The organism is Pseudomonas sp. NY15356 (assembly GCF_048068175.1).
In the GTDB taxonomy this organism is placed as follows: domain Bacteria; phylum Pseudomonadota; class Gammaproteobacteria; order Pseudomonadales; family Pseudomonadaceae; genus Aquipseudomonas; species Aquipseudomonas putida_K.
Genome location: NZ_JBLUPW010000009.1, coordinates 35,158 through 54,683, shown reverse-complemented (window position 1 = coordinate 54,683; position 19,526 = coordinate 35,158). Strand labels below are relative to the sequence as shown.

At 64.1% G+C, this 19,526-nt stretch carries 19 protein-coding genes and 1 tRNA gene; 10 read left to right on the top strand and 10 right to left on the bottom strand.

Annotated features, from left to right (window positions below):
• Positions 1-6: 6 nt before the first annotated feature.
• Entirely contained in the window at positions 7-1,431 is a 1,425-nt protein-coding gene (locus ACNFCI_RS09500; protein WP_368829112.1) for an OprD family porin, read from the top strand.
• Positions 1,432-1,525: 94 nt separating this feature from the next.
• On the opposite strand, the gene ACNFCI_RS09495 is transcribed toward ACNFCI_RS09500, so the two are convergent.
• The 6 genes from ACNFCI_RS09495 to ACNFCI_RS09470 form a co-directional block, all read right to left on the bottom strand.
• On the bottom strand, positions 1,526-2,380 hold the full coding sequence (locus ACNFCI_RS09495) for a hypothetical protein (RefSeq protein ID WP_368829111.1): 855 nt from the start codon (positions 2,378-2,380) through the stop codon (positions 1,526-1,528).
• 75 nt (positions 2,381-2,455) lie between these two features.
• Positions 2,456-3,958: a CoA-acylating methylmalonate-semialdehyde dehydrogenase gene (locus ACNFCI_RS09490; RefSeq protein WP_084855619.1), complete on the bottom strand. Its 1,503-nt coding sequence runs from the start codon at positions 3,956-3,958 to the stop codon at positions 2,456-2,458.
• Between the two features lie 79 nt (positions 3,959-4,037).
• The gene (locus ACNFCI_RS09485; RefSeq protein WP_368829110.1) at positions 4,038-5,270 is read right to left on the bottom strand and encodes an MFS transporter; all 1,233 of its coding nucleotides are present in this window, start codon (positions 5,268-5,270) and stop codon (positions 4,038-4,040) included.
• A gap of 125 nt (positions 5,271-5,395) precedes the next feature.
• On the bottom strand, positions 5,396-6,007 hold the full coding sequence (locus ACNFCI_RS09480; RefSeq protein WP_324812673.1) for a malonic semialdehyde reductase: 612 nt from the start codon (positions 6,005-6,007) through the stop codon (positions 5,396-5,398).
• A gap of 20 nt (positions 6,008-6,027) precedes the next feature.
• Complete coding sequence (locus ACNFCI_RS09475) at positions 6,028-7,023, bottom strand: 2,4,5-trihydroxytoluene oxygenase (RefSeq protein WP_084855616.1); 996 nt, start codon at positions 7,021-7,023, stop codon at positions 6,028-6,030.
• Between the two features lie 193 nt (positions 7,024-7,216).
• Positions 7,217-8,083: a fumarylacetoacetate hydrolase family protein gene (locus tag ACNFCI_RS09470; RefSeq protein WP_416767864.1), complete on the bottom strand. Its 867-nt coding sequence runs from the start codon at positions 8,081-8,083 to the stop codon at positions 7,217-7,219.
• Between the two features lie 293 nt (positions 8,084-8,376).
• Between ACNFCI_RS09470 and ACNFCI_RS09465 the strand changes: the two genes are divergently transcribed.
• The 6 genes from ACNFCI_RS09465 to ACNFCI_RS09440 all read left to right on the top strand — a co-directional run bounded on the left by ACNFCI_RS09465 (position 8,377) and on the right by ACNFCI_RS09440 (position 13,059).
• A complete protein-coding gene (locus tag ACNFCI_RS09465; protein ID WP_368829109.1) occupies positions 8,377-9,015 on the top strand; it encodes a TetR/AcrR family transcriptional regulator in 639 nt (212 codons plus the stop codon).
• A gap of 134 nt (positions 9,016-9,149) precedes the next feature.
• The gene (locus tag ACNFCI_RS09460) at positions 9,150-10,076 is read left to right on the top strand and encodes a SphA family protein (RefSeq protein WP_084855614.1); all 927 of its coding nucleotides are present in this window, start codon (positions 9,150-9,152) and stop codon (positions 10,074-10,076) included.
• 136 nt (positions 10,077-10,212) lie between these two features.
• Entirely contained in the window at positions 10,213-10,284 is a 72-nt protein-coding gene (pqqA, locus tag ACNFCI_RS09455) for a pyrroloquinoline quinone precursor peptide PqqA (RefSeq protein ID WP_084855788.1), read from the top strand.
• A 67-nt stretch (positions 10,285-10,351) separates the two neighbouring features.
• The gene (locus ACNFCI_RS09450) at positions 10,352-11,866 is read left to right on the top strand and encodes a glucose/sorbosone family PQQ-dependent dehydrogenase (RefSeq protein WP_368829108.1); all 1,515 of its coding nucleotides are present in this window, start codon (positions 10,352-10,354) and stop codon (positions 11,864-11,866) included.
• A gap of 73 nt (positions 11,867-11,939) precedes the next feature.
• Positions 11,940-12,875 (top strand): Dyp-type peroxidase, encoded by a 936-nt coding sequence (locus ACNFCI_RS09445; RefSeq protein WP_084855612.1) that lies wholly within the window; start codon positions 11,940-11,942, stop codon positions 12,873-12,875.
• A gap of 107 nt (positions 12,876-12,982) precedes the next feature.
• Positions 12,983-13,059 (top strand) — tRNA-Val (locus ACNFCI_RS09440).
• Between the two features lie 169 nt (positions 13,060-13,228).
• On the opposite strand, the gene ACNFCI_RS09435 is transcribed toward ACNFCI_RS09440, so the two are convergent.
• Entirely contained in the window at positions 13,229-13,720 is a 492-nt protein-coding gene (locus ACNFCI_RS09435; RefSeq protein WP_368829107.1) for a GNAT family N-acetyltransferase, read from the bottom strand.
• A 190-nt stretch (positions 13,721-13,910) separates the two neighbouring features.
• Between ACNFCI_RS09435 and ACNFCI_RS09430 the strand changes: the two genes are divergently transcribed.
• Genes ACNFCI_RS09430 through ACNFCI_RS09420 form a run of 3 tightly spaced genes read left to right on the top strand, consistent with a single transcriptional unit; the run spans position 13,911 to position 16,325 of the window.
• The gene (locus ACNFCI_RS09430) at positions 13,911-14,579 is read left to right on the top strand and encodes a metal ABC transporter ATP-binding protein (RefSeq protein ID WP_084855610.1); all 669 of its coding nucleotides are present in this window, start codon (positions 13,911-13,913) and stop codon (positions 14,577-14,579) included.
• Entirely contained in the window at positions 14,580-15,440 is an 861-nt protein-coding gene (locus tag ACNFCI_RS09425; RefSeq protein WP_084855609.1) for a metal ABC transporter permease, read from the top strand.
• Between the two features lie 9 nt (positions 15,441-15,449).
• A complete protein-coding gene (locus tag ACNFCI_RS09420) occupies positions 15,450-16,325 on the top strand; it encodes a metal ABC transporter substrate-binding protein (RefSeq protein WP_084855608.1) in 876 nt (291 codons plus the stop codon).
• 23 nt (positions 16,326-16,348) lie between these two features.
• On the opposite strand, the gene ACNFCI_RS09415 is transcribed toward ACNFCI_RS09420, so the two are convergent.
• The 3 genes from ACNFCI_RS09415 to ACNFCI_RS09405 form a co-directional block, all read right to left on the bottom strand.
• Positions 16,349-17,845 (bottom strand): PucR family transcriptional regulator, encoded by a 1,497-nt coding sequence (locus ACNFCI_RS09415; protein WP_084855787.1) that lies wholly within the window; start codon positions 17,843-17,845, stop codon positions 16,349-16,351.
• A gap of 62 nt (positions 17,846-17,907) precedes the next feature.
• A complete protein-coding gene (locus ACNFCI_RS09410) occupies positions 17,908-19,140 on the bottom strand; it encodes an amino acid permease (protein WP_324812658.1) in 1,233 nt (410 codons plus the stop codon).
• 45 nt (positions 19,141-19,185) lie between these two features.
• Entirely contained in the window at positions 19,186-19,521 is a 336-nt protein-coding gene (locus ACNFCI_RS09405; RefSeq protein WP_084855606.1) for a cupin domain-containing protein, read from the bottom strand.
• Positions 19,522-19,526 lie beyond the last annotated feature (5 nt).

The window sequence follows — 19,526 nt, the reverse complement described above, 5'->3', positions numbered from 1 at the left end:
TCGGCGATGGCGGCTCGTGCGCTTGGCAAGTGCTGGCTGTTCGCCCCGTTGAGCCTGGGCCTGGTGTTGGCTTCACCGGCCCAGGCCGATAACGCCCTGGGCCAGAAGGACACCATCTTCACCGGCATCAACGAACGGCAGGCGGTGGAGCTCGGCATCGCGCCAGGGTTGGTCGAAGGCGCACGCCTGGATGCGCTGGTCAGGAATTACTATTTCCAGCGCGATAACCACTCCGACCTGGTCAGCCGCGACCCGACGGAGTGGGCCCAGGGTTTTCTGTTTTCGTTCAGATCCGGCTTCACCGATACGCCGGTCGGGGTGGGCGTAGACGCCCATGCCTTCCTCGGGGTCAAGCTCGATGGCGGCGGCGGCAGTGGCGGCGCTGGCCTGCTCCCGCTGGACGCCTCGCTCAGGCCTGGGGATGAGTTTTCCAGTGCCGGTGCGGCGCTCAAGCTCAGGTACCACGACACCTTGGTGAAGGCGGGCGACCAGTTGGTCGAGACGCCGATCGTGGCGAGCGGGACGAGCCGGCTGTTTCCTCAGTCGTATCGTGGCGTCACGCTGAAGAACCATAGCGTCCAGGGCCTGTGGTTGGATGCGGGGTTCGTCGAGTCCACACGCTTGCGCAACCAGAGCGGCCATTCCCACCTGGTCACGGCCTATGGCGCGCGCAACCGTGCAGGCGTGGCTGCGGACCGCGAAAGCCCGCATATCGGCTGGGTTGGGGGTGTCTACGACCATCCTCGAGGGCTGCAGCTGACGGCCTACGGTGGCCAGCTCGAGGACATGTGGAACCAGTACTACCTGGGAATCTCGCACGTGTTTCGGGTCAATGATGCGCTCGTGCTCAAGCCCTACCTGCATTACTACAAGACCCGGGACGAAGGGCGTAGCCAATTGGGCGCCATCGACAATGACACCTACAGCGGCGGTATCAGTGCGACGGCCTATGGCCAGACTTTGACCTTGGGCCTGCAGAAGGTCGATGGCCGTACGCCGTTCGACTACATCACCCAGAACGACCGGATCTTCCTGTACCTGAGCAATTCCCAGCAATTCGCCGACTTCAATGGCCCGGGCGAAAAGTCCTGGCGGCTGCAGTACGAAACGAACCTGGCGGTGCTCGGGGCGCCGTCGCTGCAGTTCATCGCGACCTACACACGGGGTGAGGCGGACCTGACCCGAGTGGACCCGGACAGCATCGGCTATGGCTATATCTACAACCCCGATGGCAAGCACGCCAAACACTGGGAGCGTGACCTTGCCCTCAAATACCAGGTGCCGTCGGGGCCGGCCAAGGACCTGTCGTTGACCCTGCGCTGGGCGGCCCATCGCGAAGGGGGTGGCTATACCGCACCGGGCAATACCCGGGGCAACTCCAGCGCCGATGAGTACCGGTTGATCGTCGACTATCCGATCAGCCTGTTCTGACGGCTATTGGGCTCGCACGCTCCTGTAGAGTGGACTGCCCCAGGAAGTTGGACACCCAATCCAACCCTTGGGGCAGACCAGAGGGGGCATCGGGCTAGAAGTGCCACTCCATATGCAGCGTCGGTGCCCGGGTGTTGACGCCAGGTTTGTTCACCGCACCGTACTTGTGGTGCCACCACTCGTATCCGGGCCCGACCCAGAAGGTGTTCCTGACGCCGGCGGCCAGCTTGCCGACGTCGACCATCAACGCACCGCGCACCAGGCTCTCTTCACCGGTATCGTCGTGGAAGTAGTCTTTGCCTTTCTCGGTCTTGTAGCTGGCGAAACCGTGGAACTTGAATGGCACCTCGCCCACCTGGAACGGGTAGCCCCATGCCAAGTGCACCACATAGTACGGGTCGAACTCGATGTTCTCTGTCTTGCAGGCCGACAGCCCGCAATGGTTCCACTCCATGGAGTAGAACAGGCTCAGGTCCAGGTAGCCGGGCACGTCGAACTTGAGCGTGGGCCCTACCAGCAGCTGGCGCTTGCGGGTGGAGAAGTCGGTGTTCTTGTAGTTCAGCTCGACGCCGCCGCTCAGGGCGATGTCCTTGATCGGGCCGTAGCGCAGCGAACGGTCGAAGACCTTGCTCAGGTACAGCTGGTGACGGTAGGCCAGGTAGGCTTCCACGGCGCCGGAGTCGCTGTCTTTCTTCGGGTCGTTGGCGTCGGACTTGAGCACATCGAGGTTGAAGAAATCCATGCCCCAGTCGTTGCCGCGGGTATGGCCGAGCTGGTAGATCTCCTTCTGAATCTTCTTGCCCACGGGCGGTTCGCTGAAGTGCTGGCCGTAGCGAAAGCCGATGAATGTGTCGCTCCATTCGGCGGCTTGGCAGGTGGTGGCGAGCGTGCCCAGGGAGAGTGCGGTCAGTACCTTGCAAATGCGTTCTTGTAATTGTTCTGCGTTCATCTAGGTGCGTTTCCGGGTTGGTTGCCGCCTGCATGTGAGGCGGCGGGGGAAGGGCAGTCCAGGACTGCCCAGGGGTCACTTCATGGTCGGCATGACGAAGTCGGCACCGGTGCGGATGCCGCTCATCCAGCGCGAGGTGATGGTCTTGAGGCGGGTGTAGAAGCGCACGCCTTCAGGGCCATGCATGTGGTGGTCGCCGAACAGCGAGTTCTTCCAGCCACCGAAGCTGTGGAAGGCCATGGGCACCGGGATCGGCACGTTGATACCGACCATGCCGACCTGGATCTCATGGCCGAACATGCGCGCCGAGTCGCCGTCGCGGGTGAAGATGGCGGTGCCGTTGGCGTATTGGTGCGCGTTGATCAGCGCCACCGCCTCCTGGTAGCTCTGCACCCGCACCACGCCAAGGACCGGGCCGAAGATCTCTTCCTGATAGATGCGCATGTGCGAGGTGACGTCGTCGAACAGGCTGCCACCGAGGTAGAAACCACCCTCGAAGCCAGGTTGCTGCATGCGGAACTGGCGGCCATCGACCACCAGCGTGGCGCCTTCGGCGACGCCGATATCGACGTAGCCGCGTACGCGTTCGAGGTGTTCGCGGGTGATCAGCGGGCCCATTTCTGCGCTTGGGTCGGTACCGGGGCCGACCTTCAGCGCGCGGACCCGTGGCGCCAGGCGCTCGATCAGCGCGTCGGCGGTGGCATCGCCCACTGCCACCGCAATCGAGATCGCCATGCAGCGCTCGCCGGCGGCGCCATAGGCGGCGCCCATCAGCGCATCGGCGGCTTTGTCCAGGTCGGCGTCGGGCATCACCACCATGTGGTTCTTCGCGCCGCCCAGTGCCTGCACGCGCTTGCCGTTGGCCGCGCCGGTGGCATAGATGTGCCGTGCGATGGGCGTGGAACCGACGAAGCTCACGGCCTGCACGTCGGGGTGGGCAAGGATCGCATCGACCGCCGCCTTGTCGCCGTTGACCACGTTGAACACGCCAGCCGGCAAGCCCGCCTCGGCCAGCAGCTGTGCCAGCAGCAGGGCCGCCGAGGGGTCGCGCTCGGAGGGCTTGAGCACGAAGGTATTGCCGCAGGCCAGGGCCACCGGGAACATCCACAAGGCGACCATGGCAGGGAAGTTGAACGGCGTGATGCCCGCGACCACGCCCAGCGCCTGGCGCATGGCGTGTGAGTCGATGTGGCTGCCGATGTTTTCGCTGACTTCGCCCTTGAGCAGGTGCGGTGCGCCGCAGGCGAACTCGACCACTTCGATACCGCGCACGACCTCGCCCATGGCATCGGAGTGCACCTTGCCGTGCTCGGCGGTGATCAACGCGGCGAGCCGTTCGGCATTGTGTTCCAGCAGTTCCTTGAAGCGGCTGAGAATGCGTGCGCGGCGCAGGGGCGTGGTGGCCGACCAGGCCGGGAAGGCGGCCTTGGCTGCGGCAACCGCCTGGTCCAGTTCCTCGGCGCTGGCCAATGGAACCCGGGCGCTGCGCTGGCCGGTGGCGGGGTTGCAGATGTCGGCGAAGCGGCCGCTGCGGCCTTCGCTGAGGTGTCCATCGATGAAGTGCTGCAAGGTGATCATGGGGTTTTCTCCAGGCGAGCAGCTTCTTCCTGGCACGTCACAGGTGCCGGGCTTGCAGGCTGCGATTACGGGTGGGTGGTCAGGATGAAGCGGTGTCGGCCGGTTTCAGCGGGGTTGCCCGGCTGCCGAGCGGCACGTCGGTTTGGGGCATGAAGCACATGATCAGCATGCCCATGGCGAAGAAGCCTGCGCATACCAGCAGCCCCAGCCCCAGGCTGTGCTGGGTGGCGATACCGCTGAGCAACAGGGGCGCGAAGGCGGCGAGGCCGCGGCCGAAGTTGAAGCAGAAGCCGGCACCGATGGTGCGCACACGCACGGGATACAAGGCGCTGAAGTACGAGGCGAACAGGCTGGCGAAGGCATAGAAGAAGGCGTACACCGGGCCCAGCCAGAACAGGACTTGGTTGTCGGTGGTCAGCGCATAGAGTGCCAGCATCACCGCGCTGCCCAGCAGCGACAGCAAGGTGGCGTTGCGCTTGCCGATACGGTCGGCGATCAGGCCAAAGGCATTGATCCCGATGAAGGCGCCGATGTTCAGGATGGTCATGAAATGCGCCATCATGCCGATCGCAAGCCCTCGTTCGTGTATCAGGTAGGTCGGCAACCAAGTGCTGGCGCCCCAGAAACCGATCACCGAGCAGCTCGCCGCGGCAGTGCCCAGCAAGGTTACGCGCAGCAGGCCTGGGCCGAAGATCTCACGCACCGAAGCATTCACCGGCGCATCCGCGCGGGCCGCGTTCTTCTGCGCTTTCCATTCGGGAGATTCGGGCACGAACAGCCACAGGTACAGCACCGGAATCAGGGTCGAAACCCCCGCCGCCAGGAACAGCATCTGCCAGTTCGGCAGGAACGCTTTGCCGGCCATTGCCGCGATGGCCGCGCCCACCGGGAACGAGCTGAGCACGAAACCGGTGGCGCGCGCCCGCTGGTGTACAGGCCAGGTTTCGGCGATGTAGGCCGAGACGATGCCCCAGACGCCACCCAGGCCAAGGCCCGAGAGGAAGCGCAATACCAGCAGCAGGTACCAGTTGTGGGTGCAGGCCACCGCCATGGTCAGTGCGCCGAAGCTCACCAGCGACAGCAGCAAGGCCTTGCGCCGGCCGTGGTTGTCCGAATACCACCCGGTCGTGATGCTGCTCATGCCGATGCCCAACAGCGTGGCCGAGGCGAGCATGCCGGCCTGGCCGATGGTCAGCCCTAGGTCCTGCTGGATCACCGGCAGTGCGATGGTCAGCAGGATGATTTCCATTGCGTCGAACAGGTAGGCGAGGAAACCGCCCACCAGCACATGCCATTTCGAGATGCTGCGCATGGTCGGGCTCCTTCAGCGGTTCGGCCGGTGGTGGGAGGAAAGGGTCGGGTCGGTGTGCCGCATGGTGTTCTCCTTGTTCTTGTTGTGTACGGCATCGGGCGCACATGGCGCCGGCCAGGAGGTGTCTACAGCAGGGTGCAGCTTTCCTCGAAGCTCAGGCGCGGGCTTCGCGGGAACAGTTTGGCGGGGTCGCCGTACCCGAGGTTGCAGAGGAAATTGACCCGGACGCGTTGTCCGGGAAAGCTGCCGCCATCGCCGAAGAATTCGGCCTCGACCTGGGCATGGTCGAAGCCCGACATCGGCCCGCAGTCCAAGCCCAGGGCACGGGCGGCGAGAATGAAGTAGCCGCCTTGCAGCGAGCCGTTGCGCAGCGCCGCAGCCTCGATCATGTGTGGCTGCGCGGCGTACCAGTCGCGCATGCCCGGGTTGTGCGGGAACAGCTTCGGCAGTTGCTCGTGAAAGTCCGCGTCATAGCCAATGATGGCGGTGACCGGCGCGTTCAGGGTCTTGTCCACGTTGCCCGCGGCGAGCGCCGGCAGCAGCCGGGCCTTGGCCTGGGCGCTGCGCAGGAAGACGATGCGCGCCGGGCAGCCATTGGTGCTGGTTGGGCCCCAGCGCACCAGGTCGTAGATGGCGCGCAGGGTGTGGTCCTCGACGGGCTTGTCGAGCCAGCCGTTCTGGCTGCGGGCTTCGCGAAACAGCAGGTCCAGGCCCTGTTCCGACAGTGTCTGTCTCATGGTGCCGAACTCCTTGGTGGTCAGCGGGTATGGCGCTGGCGCTCGGCCAGCGAACGGGGGGTGACGGTTTCGCCTTCGTTGCTACCGCCCAGGAAGAACTCCACCGACATCGGCGGGCCCCACTGGTAGAGGCTGGAGTCGCAGGCCTGGGTGCAGTTCATGGGCGAGGCATGGTTGAACAGGTCGCCGTCGGTGAAATGCTCGATGAGGTTGCCCGAGGGGTCGCGCCAGTAATCGAAGATCTGGCTGCCGAGCACATGGCGCCCGACGCCCCAGAATGGTGTCCAGCCTTGCTCGTTCATCCAGGCGTGCCCCAGGCACTGGGCATCGAAGTCCTGCACCTCGAACGAGGCGTGATGGACCACGTCCCGCCCGGCCTGGAACAGTGCGATGGTGTGATGGTCGGTCCAGTTCTCGCCACGGTCCAGGCGCAGGAAGGCAGCGGATGGGCACTGTTGGTCGCCTTCGACGATCAGGTCCGAGGGCAGCATGCCGAGCACATCGCGGTACCAGGCCATCATCCGGGGCATGTCGACTACGCCGATGGCGACATGGCCCAGGCGCATGACCTGCGCCGGCCCCTTGCCGGGGCGCTGGACTTCGCCGAAGCGGCGTTTCTCCACCGCCGAGTTGAGCACCAGCGCGCTGCGTTGGGGGAGGGCCTCCACGGGCTGGATGCCATGCACCAGCTCGATGCGACGACCGGAGGGGTCGTGCAGTACCACGCACTGGCCACCGCCCGGGTGCGCCAGCGCCTGGATCGACGACGCCCCGGGCAGGCGTTCGGCAGCCTGCAGGTCGGCGAAGGACTCGACCGCGAAGGCGATGGCGCCCATCGCGGGGGTATCGGCGCGTTCGGCGATATAGACGTAGGGCAGGGGGCCGGTGCCCCGCAGGTACAGGCGCTGTTCGGTTCGGTGGCTGACGACCAGGCCGAAGTCGCCCAAAAATCGTTCGAGGCGGTCAAGATCGGTGTGCTGGTAGACCACATGGTTGATGTCTTTGATGTGCAACATGGCTGCGCTCCTTGGCAGAGGGCCGTCGACAGGTTCGGGCATTCGCGGGCAGGGCCTTTTTCCAGGCGGCCGCAGGCGCGGACCGCGAATCGGTCCGGGCGCAGGCAGCCGGGATCACCGACACGGCACTGGGCCGGTCGGGGAAGTCCCTGCGGGAAGCGAACGGGGTTGGGCGAACGACTGTGGCGCGGCCTCAGGCCGGCGGCGTCTCGGCGACGATCGGGTTGCTCAGGGTGCCGAGGCCTTCGATCTCGACGGTGCAGACATCGCCAGGCTGCATGAACAGCATCGGCCGGCGGGCCCAACCGATGCCCGCCGGGGTGCCGGTGACGATCACATCGCCAGGCTCCAGGGTCACCGCCTCGCTGAGCACGCTGATCAGCTGCGGCAAATCGAAGACCATGTCGGCGGTGTTGGCCTGTTGTTCGATCTTGCCGTTCAGGCGTGTGGTCAGGGTCAGGCCGCGGGCGCCGGGCGGCAGTTCATCGGCACTGACGAAGGTCGGGCCGAAGGCACCGGTGGCATCGAAGTTCTTGCCGATGGTCCATTGCGGGGACTTGAACTGGTAGTCGCGCACCGACGCTTCGTTGAAGATCGCATAGCCTGCGACATGCTCCAGCGCCTGGTCCTGCGGAATATGGCGGCCGTGGCGGCCAATGATCACGGCCAGCTCGCCTTCGTAGTCGAGCTGTTCGGAAACGTGCGGGCGGACGATGGCCTCGCCATGGCCAACCAAGGAAGTGGCAAAGCGCGGGAAGAAGGTGGGGTAGCTGGGCTGCTCGTAGGGGCTTTCCTTGGTGTGGTCGGCATAGTTCAGGCCGACGCAGACGATCTTGCCAGGCCGCTCGATGGGGGGCAGGTAACGGATGCGTGAGGTATCGAGCTGGGGCGCCTGGCTCAGTTGCTGATGGGCCTCACGCAGCGCCTCCTGGCCACGGCCGAGCAGCGTCAGGAGCGAGCCGGGGTAACCTGGCAGGTTCTCGGTAAGGCCACGCAAGCCACTGTCGGTTTCCACAGCCAGGCCCTTGGTGGTGCCTTGGACAAAATGTACGAAACGCATGATCTGTACCTCGCTGTTATTGTTGTTCAAGGTTTCCAGTAAAAGGGTACGGTACCGTACCGTTTCGTCGAGATTCCCATTAGTCGTGGCGGGTGTCAATCAATGCGCTAAGACGTTTTTCGAATAGAGCGGGTGGTGGACGCTTCGATTTCATTACATGCCTGGAGCTCCAGTCGTGGTGCAGGTAGGCTATGAAGCGAGCCCGCGCGCGCAGTACAGGCCGCTAGCGCTGATGCCTGTGGGAAGGGGCGCAAAATCAAATAGTGATGTGTTATTCGATGAAGAGGTGTTGCTTGAGCGAGCGCGTGGAGAGTCAGCGGCAGGTCGAAAAGCGTGAAGGCATTCTCGCCGCGGCGACGGAGATGTTCCTGGAAGAGGGCTACGCGGGCGTCAGCGTCGATGGGATCATTGCCCGCATCGGCGGCTCCAAGCGCACGCTGTATGCCTATTTCGGTGACAAGGATGGCCTGTTCGCCGCGATTATCGCCCGCTTGTGTGACGAGATCGTCAATCCGCTCAAACACATGAACCTGGCCCGCAAGCCCTTGGCCGAAGCTTTGCGCATCATTGCCGAAACCTTCCTCGGGGTGGTGCTCGCCCCGCGCACGATCGCCATCCACCGCTTGATCGTGGCCGAGGCGCTGCGGGCGCCGGAGGCGGCCAAGGCATTCTTCGAGGCTGCGCCGGGTGCGGCCTACGGTTGCTTGCAGGATTATTTCGAATGGGCAGCCCAAGAAGGCCTCGTGTGCCCAGGGGATGCACAGACCCGCGCCGTGCTCTTTCTCGACGCGCTGACGGGGGACTTCCAGCTGCGTTGCCTGCTGGGCTTCATGGAAACGCCCACCCAGGTCGAACGACAGCGCCGCATCGACGATGCCATCGTGGTGTTCCTGGATGGGCTGAAACCCGCGACCGGCCTGCCGTCGAGCTAAGGTCCGGAGCTTCGTTGGCAGCGCGTTCTGCAGGCGGAACGCTGTGGCCCATCCAGGGGCTCTAGCGGCCGTTGTGAGAGATCACTAACGTTTTCTGTTTGGCACCGTTACATGAACGCCTTCAGGAGACCTGGATGAGGCCTTGCAGAAAATCCGCCGCGCTGTTGTCACTGGCCACGGCCCTGGGCAGTGCCGAGGTCGTCGCCGATGCCATCAGCCTTCCACCCTTGCCGCTGGGCAATACCAGTTTCATGGACGGGATCGTGCGACCCGGGATGCTGTTCGAGTTGCCGATCCAGCATTACCGTGCGCAAGACGCCACCGACGCCCATGGCAGCGCGGTGCCGGGGCGGCAGAAAGTGCACAGCACCACGGTCCTGCCACACCTGGCCTATATCACCGAGCACAAGATCCTGGGCGCCAACTACGGGATGGAAGTGCTGTTGCCGCTGGTGCACCTGGACGTCGATATCGACGACGGCCCGGACGCGTCACGCACGCGCCAGGGTGACCTGATCTTCAGCCCCCTGTTGCTGCAGTGGGACCCCGTGCAACTGTTCGGGCGACCCTACTGGCAGCGCCTGAACCTGGTGATCACTGCACCGACCGGTGATTATGACCGGGACGCCAGCCTCAACACCGGCAGCAACCTATGGGTGGTCAGCCCGCACTACGCCTTTACCTGGGAGCTGACCGACCGCCTCGAAGTCAGCGGGCGCCTTCACTATGCCTGGTCCAGCCGCAACGACGATCCGGCCAGCCGGCTGCAGGCCGACAGCGTCCAGCCGGGCGAAGCGATCCACAGCAATTTCTCGGTCTCCTACGCGGTGTCCGACGCCTGGCGCGTAGGCCTTGCCGGCTATCAGCTGGAACAGATATCGGCCGACCGGGTCGATGGCCACCGGCAGAGCGACTCCCGCGAGCGCGTGCTGGCCTTTGGTCCGGGGGTGATGTACCACCATGCGCGGCATATGTTCTACGCCAATTACTATGTCGAGCAGGGCGCGAGGAACCGTTCCGAAGGCAACCAGCTCACCTTGCGTTACCTCTTGCCGTTCTAGCGCGAACGGGCGTTCGGTTTTTTCGTTCAGGAAATGGAACGCTGTGTGCCATTCACCCCCCTGGCGAAGCGGGAATGGGTCCACTAATTTCCCAACGACGCCAGCGCGTCTTTATCCAAGCAGAGGAGATCGAGAGATGTGGAGCAAACCCAGCTATACCGACTTGCGCATTGGCTTCGAAGTGACGATGTACTTCGCCAATCGCTGACAGGCCGAGCCCCGGCTTGCCGGGGCATAGGTGTCGTGGTGCTTGCCTAAAGCCCTGAGGAAATCGCATGAAGCTCAACCATTGCACGTCTGAAAACCGCCTCGGCGAAGCCCGTACCTTCGCGAGGCTGGGGTCATTGTTGTTGGTTGCCAACCTGGCGGGCATGTCGCTGACGGCCATGGCCGATACCCCGCCGGCGCCGGGAACGCCGATTCCGGCTACCGAAGGCTTCGAGAAGCGTGTTGTCGCCACGGGCTTGGCGAACCCACACAATATGGTCCTGGGCCCCGACGGCTACCTGTGGCTGACCGAGCAGGTCAGCCGGAAGATCACCCGCGTGAACCCCAAGACCGGTGAGGTGAAAGTCGCCCTCGCCGTTGCCGATGCCGTGCACTCCCAAGCGGCCAACGGGCACCATGAACAGGATGGCCTGCTCGGGATCGCCTTGCACCCACAGCTGCTCAAGGGCACGGGGCAGGACTATGTCTACGTATCCCTGACCTATGCCGGCGGCGACTCCGAGGCTTTCCCCAACCGCACGCTGATCCGTCGCTACACCTACGACGCCAAGACCAACACCCTGGGCGAAGCTACGGACCTGCTCAAAGGCCTGCCCTCGGCCCGCGACCACCAGAGCGCACGCCTGCTCTTCGGCCCGGACGACAAGCTCTACTACTCCATCGGTGACCAGGGCGCGAACCAGCTCTCCTACCTGTGCGAACAGAACAAGGCGCAGATGACGCCGACCGCTGCGCAAGTCAGCAAAAGCGACTGGGTTCACTACGCAGGCAAGATCCTGCGCCTGAACCTGGACGGGTCGGTACCTGATGACAACCCGGTGATCAACGGTGTGAAGAGCCACGTCTATGCCTACGGGATCCGCAACGTCCAGGGGATGGTGTTCGTCGGTGACAAACTCTTCGCCACCGAGCAGGGCCCCAACAGCGATGACGAACTCAACCTCATCGTCAAGGGTGGCAACTACGGCTGGCCCTATGTGGCCGGCTTCAAGGATGGTCAGGGTTACGCCTACGCCAACTACAGCGCTGCCAAAGGTGGCTGCAAGGGCAACGAAGACCAGTACCAGAACGGCCTGAAAGTCCCGGAAGGCATTCCGGTGCAGCAGGAAACCCAATGGTCTTCCACGGCATTCGTCGAGCCGCTCAAGACGCTGTTCAGCGTCGGCAATGACTACGTCTACAACCAGCCGGCCTGCAAAGAGAACAACCTGTTCTACATCTGCTGGCCCACCATCGCGCCGTCCTCGGTCACCTATTACTCCGCGTCCGGTAACGCTGCCAAAGGCTGGGGCAACTCGTTGCTGATCACCAGCCTCAAGCGTGGCGTGGTGTACCGGGTCCAGCTCGATGGCTCCAAGACCGTGCCGATGGGCGATGCAACGCCGGTGTTCCGCTCGCTGAACCGCTACCGGGATATCGCCGTCGACCCCAGCGGTGAGGTGATCTACGTGGCCACGGATATCGAAAGCAGCCTGGGCACCAATGACAAGGGCAGCGCGACAGCGAAGTTCGAGAACCCTGGTGCCATCCTGGCGTTTCGCAGTACGGGCAAGTCGCGGTAGGGCCTGATTGCATGCTCCCGCCATGGCGTGTAGCGTCTAACGCCTGACGATCACTCAAGGCGGTGGGCATGCAATGAACGTTTCTGAGATCGAACCCCAAGCGGTCGACACCGCGATCACCCGCAGTGCGATCTTCCTCGTGGCGACCTTGATGCCGGGCAACGAACACCGTGACACCGTGCGCGCCTTGTGTGGCGACCTGGCCGGGCTGGTCCGTTCGGTCGGCAAGCGCGTACCGTCGGGCAACCTTTCCTGTGTACTGGGTTTCGGCGCCACGGCCTGGGGTGTGCTGTTCGGCGCGCCATACCCGGCATCGCTGCACCCGTTTCGCGAAATCGGTACCGGGGAGCGTGTGGCAGTCGCCACACCCGGGGATATCCTCTTGCATATCCGTGCCGAACAGATGGACTTGTGCTTCGAGTTGGCGGCGCAGGTCATGAAACGCCTGGGGGCGGCTGTGACGGTCGTCGATGAAGTCCAGGGTTTTCGCTACTTCGACATGCGCAGCATCATCGGCTTCGTCGACGGCACGGAGAACCCCAGCGGCCGCGAAGTCGCCAAGTTCACCCTGGTTGGCAACGAAGACCCGTCGTTCGTGGGGGGCAGCTATGTGCTCGTGCAGAAGTACCTGCATGACATGACGGGGTGGAACGCACTGTCCACCGCCGATCAGGAAAATATCATTGGCCGCACCAAGCTGTCGGATATCGAGCTGGATGCCTCGGTCAAGCCCAGTTGCTCCCACAGCGCCCTGACCACCCTGGACAAGGACGGCCAGGAAGTGAAGATCCTTCGCGACAACATGCCGTTCGGGCGTCCGGGGGCAGGGGAGTTCGGCACCTATTTCATCGGTTACGCACGCTCGCCCGCGCCTATCGAGGAGATGCTCGAGAACATGTTCATCGGCAAGCCGCCCGGGAACTATGACCGCTTGCTCGATTACAGCCGCGCGGTCACGGGTGGATTGTTCTTCGTGCCTTCCGCCACGTTCCTGGATGGCCTGGCGTAATAAACGAGCCAAAACACGGCGAAGGGGGCTGGCGCAAAGTTTTTGATTTTTTTGAAAAAAACGCTTTACAGGCTTTCGTAACCCCCTTAATATGCGCGCCACACGACAGGCACATAGCTCAGTTGGTTAGAGCACCACCTTGACATGGTGGGGGTCGTTGGTTCGAGTCCAATTGTGCCTACCAAATACAAGCCCCGGTGTTCCGGGCACGAAAAGGGCGATCCGAAAGGGTCGCCCTTTTTGCTTTCGCTCCATGCCCCTTGCAGGAGCGACCTGGTACCGCAAAAGGACCGCAACGCAGTCCTGTCTCTTTGCAGGCCGTGCACGAACGCCTCTGCTTCAATCCAGAGCTCTCACAGCTCCATCACCATTTCATGCCACGCCATGCCGCCATGGTCAGAGGCCGAAGGCTTCACATAGCGGTAGCCCATGCGTGTGTACAGCGGCACATGGCGCTCCTTGCACATGAGGTGAATGGTGCGTTTGCCCATGGCCCGCATGCGCTCGATGAAAGTGTCCATCATCGTCGTGGCATAGCCCTTGCCCTGGTGCGCGGGGTCGACCACCACCGACATGATGACGGCATTGGGCGCCTGGCTATCGTGGCCCACCAGCTCCTTGAATGCCTCGTCGGACATGACCACGTCGTGGGCGCAGCCGCAGTTGATGAAGCCGATGATCTGGCCATCGAGTTCCATGATCAGGAAGCCTTGCGGGTATTGGGCGATGCGCGTCGCGATCTTTTCGCGGGTGGCCGCCTCGTCGCCTTCGTAGGCCTCGGTCTCGATCTGGAAGCAACGGTCGACATCCGACGGGCTGGCGGTGCGGAAGGAAGGTGTACTCATGGCGATCTCGTTCAGGTGATCTGACGGTCTTGGCAAGTGCCGTCGAAGACCTCCGATTGTCCGTTTGCCAGCCTCAAGATCAAGCGTGGCGAAAGGAAAAACATCATTGCATAGCGTTATAACATAACATATTGTTGTGGGCGACCATGCCGACATGGCTATTCCGTGTCTCCACCTTGGGAATTTGCCCGTGATCCTGTGCCAAGACCTGCAATGGGGCGCCGTCAATCGCCCACTGACGCCATGCCTCAACCTCAGGCTGCCTGTCGGCAGCCTCACTGCGGTGGTGGGCGCCAACGGGAGTGGCAAGAGCAGCCTGTTGAAGGTGATCGCGGGGTTGCAGATGCCCTTGTCGGGCCGCGTGCGCGTGGCGCTTCCAGATGCTGGGGGAATCGGCTATCTAGTTCAGCAATCGGCCATCGACCGCCAGTTTCCCATCGACCTGGCCGGGCTGGTCAGCGGCGGCTTCTGGGGGCAGCGCCTCACGCGCTCGCAGCGCAATTGCCAACTCGAACAGGTGCTGGAGGCGTGGGACCTCGGCCAGCTCCAGTCCCAGCCCTTGCAGGCGCTTTCCGGTGGCGAGCTGCAACGTGCCCTGCTGGCCAGGCTGAGCCTGACCAAGCCTTCCCTGATGCTGCTCGACGAGCCCGATGCGGCGCTCGACGACAATGGCCAGGCCCTGCTCTGGCGGCACATCGAGGCTTGGCACAAGGCCGGTTGCACACTTGTCGTCGTCAGCCACGACCTGGCCCGAGTGCAAGCATCGATAGAGCAGTGCCTGGTGATCGACCGGCAAGGCTGCCGGCATGGGCCGAGCCGCGCGTTGATCGCCCAGCCCGGCCTGGCCCAGGTGGGTTGAATGGTCGATCTACTGTGGCAGCCCTTCGCCGAATTCGCCTTCATGCGCCGCGCATTGCTCGGCGGCCTGACATTGGCGCTGAGCGTCGCGCCGCTCGGGGTGTTCCTGGTGGTGCGGCGCATGAGCCTGATCGGTGATGCGATTTCCCATGGCATCCTGCCGGGGGCGGCACTGGGCTTCTGGCTGGCCGGTTTGTCGGTGATGACGATGACCCTCGGCGGGCTCATGGCCGGCTTGGTGGTGGCGGGCTTTTCGGCCCTGGTCAGTCGGCACACGGGCTTGCGCGAGGACGCCAGCCTGGCTGCGGTCTACCCGATCTCCTTGGCTTCGGGCGTGCTGCTGCTGGGCCTGGCCGGCAAGCGCCTGGACTTGCTGGGGTTGCTGTTCGGCTCGGCACTGGCCGTCAACGAAGCGACCTTGCACGTCATGTACAGCGTGGCGGCTGGCAGCCTCGTACTGTTCGCCGTGATCTACCGCCCCTTGCTGCTCGACAGCCTCGACCCGGTGTTCCTGCGCACCGTCAGCCGTCATGGTGCCCTGGCCCATGGGCTGTTCCTCGGCTTGGTGGTGCTCAACCTGGTGGTCGGCTTCCAGGCCATCGGGGCGTTGATGGTGGTGGGCCTGATGATGCTGCCGGCCATCGCCGCGCGCTTCTGGAGCCAGAGCCTGCCTCGGTTGATTGCCATCGCGGCGGTGATCGGCATGGCCTCGGTGTGGCTGGGGTTGCTGCTTTCCTTCTACGTTTCGTTGCCCAGTGGCCCGGCAATCGTCGTCATGGCGGGGGCCGCGTACCTGTTGTCGGTGATGGGCGGGCCGGTGCATGGCCTGTTGCGTCGCCATTATTCGCCGGTCGTTCATTGAGGAACCTGTATGCGCCTATCGCTCTTTCTGATCATCCTGCTGCTGTCGCCGGTGCTGTCTGCCGGCGAGCGGGTCAAGGTCGTCACCAGTTTCAGCATCCTTGCCGACATCACACAGCAGGTGGGAGGCAGGCATGTCGAGATCATCAACCTCGTGGGCCCCGACAGCGATGCGCATGTGTATGAAACGACCCCCGACGATGCCAGGCATGTCGCAGCTGCCGACCTGATCGTCGAGAACGGCCTGCATTTCGAGCCATGGCTGGAGCGGCTGGTGCGTAGCAGCGACACCCAGGCCAAGGTGATCCGCGCCAGCCAGGGGATCATCCCACGTACCCTGGAGGAAGACGGCCACGCGGTGGCCGACCCCCATGCCTGGAACAGCCTGGCCAATGCCAAGCTCTACGCCAGCAACATCGCCAAGGCGCTGGAACAAGTGGACCCTGGCCATGCGCAGGCCTACCGCGCGAACCTGGCGGCCTACACGCAGCAGATCGATGCGCTGCTGCTCGAGGTGCGCAAGCGCTTCGCGGCACTGCCGCCCGGCAATCGCAAGATCGTCACGTCCCACGATGCGTTCGGCTACCTCGGGCAAGCCTACGGCATCACCTTCGTCGCGCCCCAGGGGCTGTCCACTGAACGAGAGGCTTCGGCACGGGAGGTGGCGGACTTGATCACGCTGATCCGCAAAGAGGGTATCAAGGCGGTGTTCATCGAGAACATCAAGGACCCGCGGCTGCTGCAGCAGATCGCCGATGAGACGGGGGCGGGTATCGGCGGCACGCTGCACTCCGATGCGCTCGCAGCCCAAGGGCCGGCTAGCAGTTACTTGGGGATGTATCGGCTGAACGTGCAGACCATTACCCAGGCCTTGGGAGGCCAGTGATTGCCAAGTGACCTGCGGTGCATCTACCTCGGCTGCAACGACACCCCAAGCACCCGCGCACTTTGCAAGGCGAACCAGAACGTGGCGACGTCGGCGGTGCTGTCCAGCGAACGGCCGCTGATCGCTTCGATGCGGCGCGCCCGGTACACCAGCGTCTGCTTGTGCACATGCAGGCGCTGGGCAGCATTGACCCAGGAGCGGTTCTCTTCGAGAAACACCTGCAAGGTGTGCAACAGGTAGGTGCCGTTGGCCTGGTCGTAGTCATGCAGCGCGCCGAGCACGGCGCGGAATGCGCGGTCTGCCTCGTCGGGCGTGCGCGGCAGCCAGGGGGTGTCGGTTTCCAGCTGGGCGTAGCGGCACACCCGGCGCTGGCCATGGGTATGCGCCAGGGCCAGGCGGGCTTCGCGCAGGGCGTCCGGGCCACGCTGGGCTTGGCCGAGCGCGGTGCTGGAGCCCAGTTGCAGGTCGAGCTGGGCGCTGTAGCCCTCCTGCAGGCCATCGCGGTGCAGCAGGATCAGCTCCTGCCCCTGGGCGCGGACCAACGCGCACTCGTCCAGAGGGCGCAGCTGATCTTCCCAGGTGTTGCCATTGGCTGGCAGGCGCGCTGCCGAGATCACCGTGTCGGCCAGCGTCACGCCTGGCAGATGGGCACCCAGACGCTCGAGCAATGCATCCGTTTGCAGGCGCTGCTGCAAAAGGTCATCGAGCAGCTCCGAGCCCAGGCGCAGGCGCCGCTCCCGCTCAGCCTGCAGGCGTTGCACTTCCAGGCCCAGCACCGCTGTCAGGTGGTGGAGCATGCCGTAGTCGGGCAGCCGTGTGCCGCTGACCACCAGCAGGCAGCCCGGCTCGCTGGGCAGCTCGATGCTCAGGGCTTCGCCGGTTGGCAGGGCATGACGACGTACCATCGGTTGATGGCCGCCTTGGCGTTGGCGTGCCGCGCCGAGGCTGGCCACCAATGCCGACGGTAGTTCAGGCAGACCGGGAGCCCAGGGGGTGAACTTCCCCATCGATACCAGGTACAGATGGCATTGGATATCCGCCTGCAGGCGCGTGAGCAGGGCCGGCAGGCCCAGGCCCTGGATGCTCAGGCGGGCGCTTTCGTAGACCTTGGCCAGGGCCCCGCGTCGGGCGAATTCATCCTGCTGGTTGGCATCGATGATGGCTCGGGTCACCGCGGCGAAGGGCACCCCGTATTCGGTGAGGATCACCGGGAAGCCCAGCGCCTCGGCCTGTTCGGCCAGGGCGCTGATGTCCGCAGGGGCCTGCATGTGTTCGCCGATCATCATGCCGGCGATGCCTGCCTGGGCCAGCCGCGCGACATAGGCCTGCTGCTCGGCCGGCGCCTTGGGGATGCCCAGCCCGGTGGTCATCAGCACGTCGCCTTCACCCAGCCATTCGGTGGGGTCAGGCAATTCGCAGACATGGGCCCAGCGCACGTTGTGGTCCAGTCCCTTGGCACCACTGAGCAGCCGCGAACGGAGTTCCGGTATCGCAATCAGGTCACGAACGCGTTGCAACATGCGCAGGCCGCTCCAGGCGGTGGTCAAGGGTAGGCCTCCCATACTGCCTCAAGCGTGCAGTGTCACCAACTGGCGGGCAACATGCCCAGGGCCGACAGCACCGCGTACACGCCGCTGGAAACGAAGATCAGCACGATCAGCCCCTGCATCACCGGGTGCGCATACCAGCCACAGGTGAATGCCGGCTGCTGATCGCCTGCCTTGCGCGCGGCATTGAGCAACAGGATCGGAATGATGCCCATCAGCACGCCGCCAAAGGTGCCGGCGAAGTACAGCGCATTGACGAAGCCGCTGAAGCCCGAGTACGCCACCACGATCGGCGGCAGGGTCACCATGGCCAGCACCATCAGGCGCTTGCGCTTGTTACCCTCATCGCCCAGGCGCATCTGGTCGAAGATATTGGTGAACAGGCAGCCGCCCAGGCCCCAGTAGGAGGTCAGCATGGCCAGCAAGGCGAAGGCGTTGGCCACATAGTAGGCCCACTGCCCGAGCGACTTGCCCCAGCTCAGGGTGGCCACTTCGCTCAAGTGCTCGGTGCCCACCAGTGCGATCACCGACGCCGGGATGGCCGCCACCAGTACCAGGGTCAACAGCATGCCGCCGATGATCAGCCCCGGGATGCGCCTGGGCGTCTCCAGGTTGCCGCGCACGATCTCCGGCACCAGGAACTGCGCACCGAACACGAACACGGCCAGGTTGAAGATCGGTACCACGTACTGCCACTGGCTCTGCCACAGGTGCACGAGGGATGAGTCTTCATGCAGCACGGTGGCACCGATCAGCAGGCAGACGATCAGTACCATGCCCGAGCTGATCAGCTTCTCCGCCACGCCCAGGGCCTTGAGGCCCAGGTACAGCACCAGCGCTGCGGGAATGAAGAACAGCAGGCTGCCTTGTTGCCGGGTCAGGCCGTACTGGCCGAAGAAATCGGCGAGGATATTGCCGCTGCCGCTGATGTAGGCGATGAGCGCGCCATAGCTGTTGGCGGCGACCGCGAAGAAGATCAACCAGCCGCCGAACGTGCCCAGGTATTTGCGCGACAAGCCACTCAACTGCAGGTTCTGGCGCGTGCGCAGGCAACTTTCGGCCACATAGAGCATGGTCACTACGCAGAACAGGCAGGTGACCAGCAGGCACACCAGCAACGGGATGTAGCCGACCTTGCGGGCGGCGAAGGCCATGCTGAGCACGCCCGCGCCGATGTTGGTGCCGATGATGATGCCGAGCGTTTCGAAGCGCCCCAGCGCGTGGGCCTTGAGGCCGGACTCCTGGAGCGTCTGTTGTTGTACACCCACTTCTTGTACCTCGTATTTGTCTGTGGGAAAGCGGCTGGTGTGTGGTCAGTCGAGAATCAGGTAGGTCTTGCGCACGGTGGTGCGGATGTCCCAGGTGCCCTGGGTATCGGCCTCGAAGTACAGTGCATCGCCCGCCCTGAACGCGATGGGCTGGCCATGCTCGGGGGTGAAGCTGCCTTCGCCGGCCACGATATAGCTGTATTCGGCCTGGGCCACCTGGCGGCGGAAGGTGCCGGGGGTGCATTCCCATACGCCGGTGGTGCCCTTGCCGTCTGGCAAGGTGCGGTGCGCGGCAGTGCGCGCCTGGGCGCCATCGTCGCCCAGGACGGTGGGTTGGCTGAAACCTGGCTGGTCGTCCAGGCGGATACGGATCAGGGACATGAAAG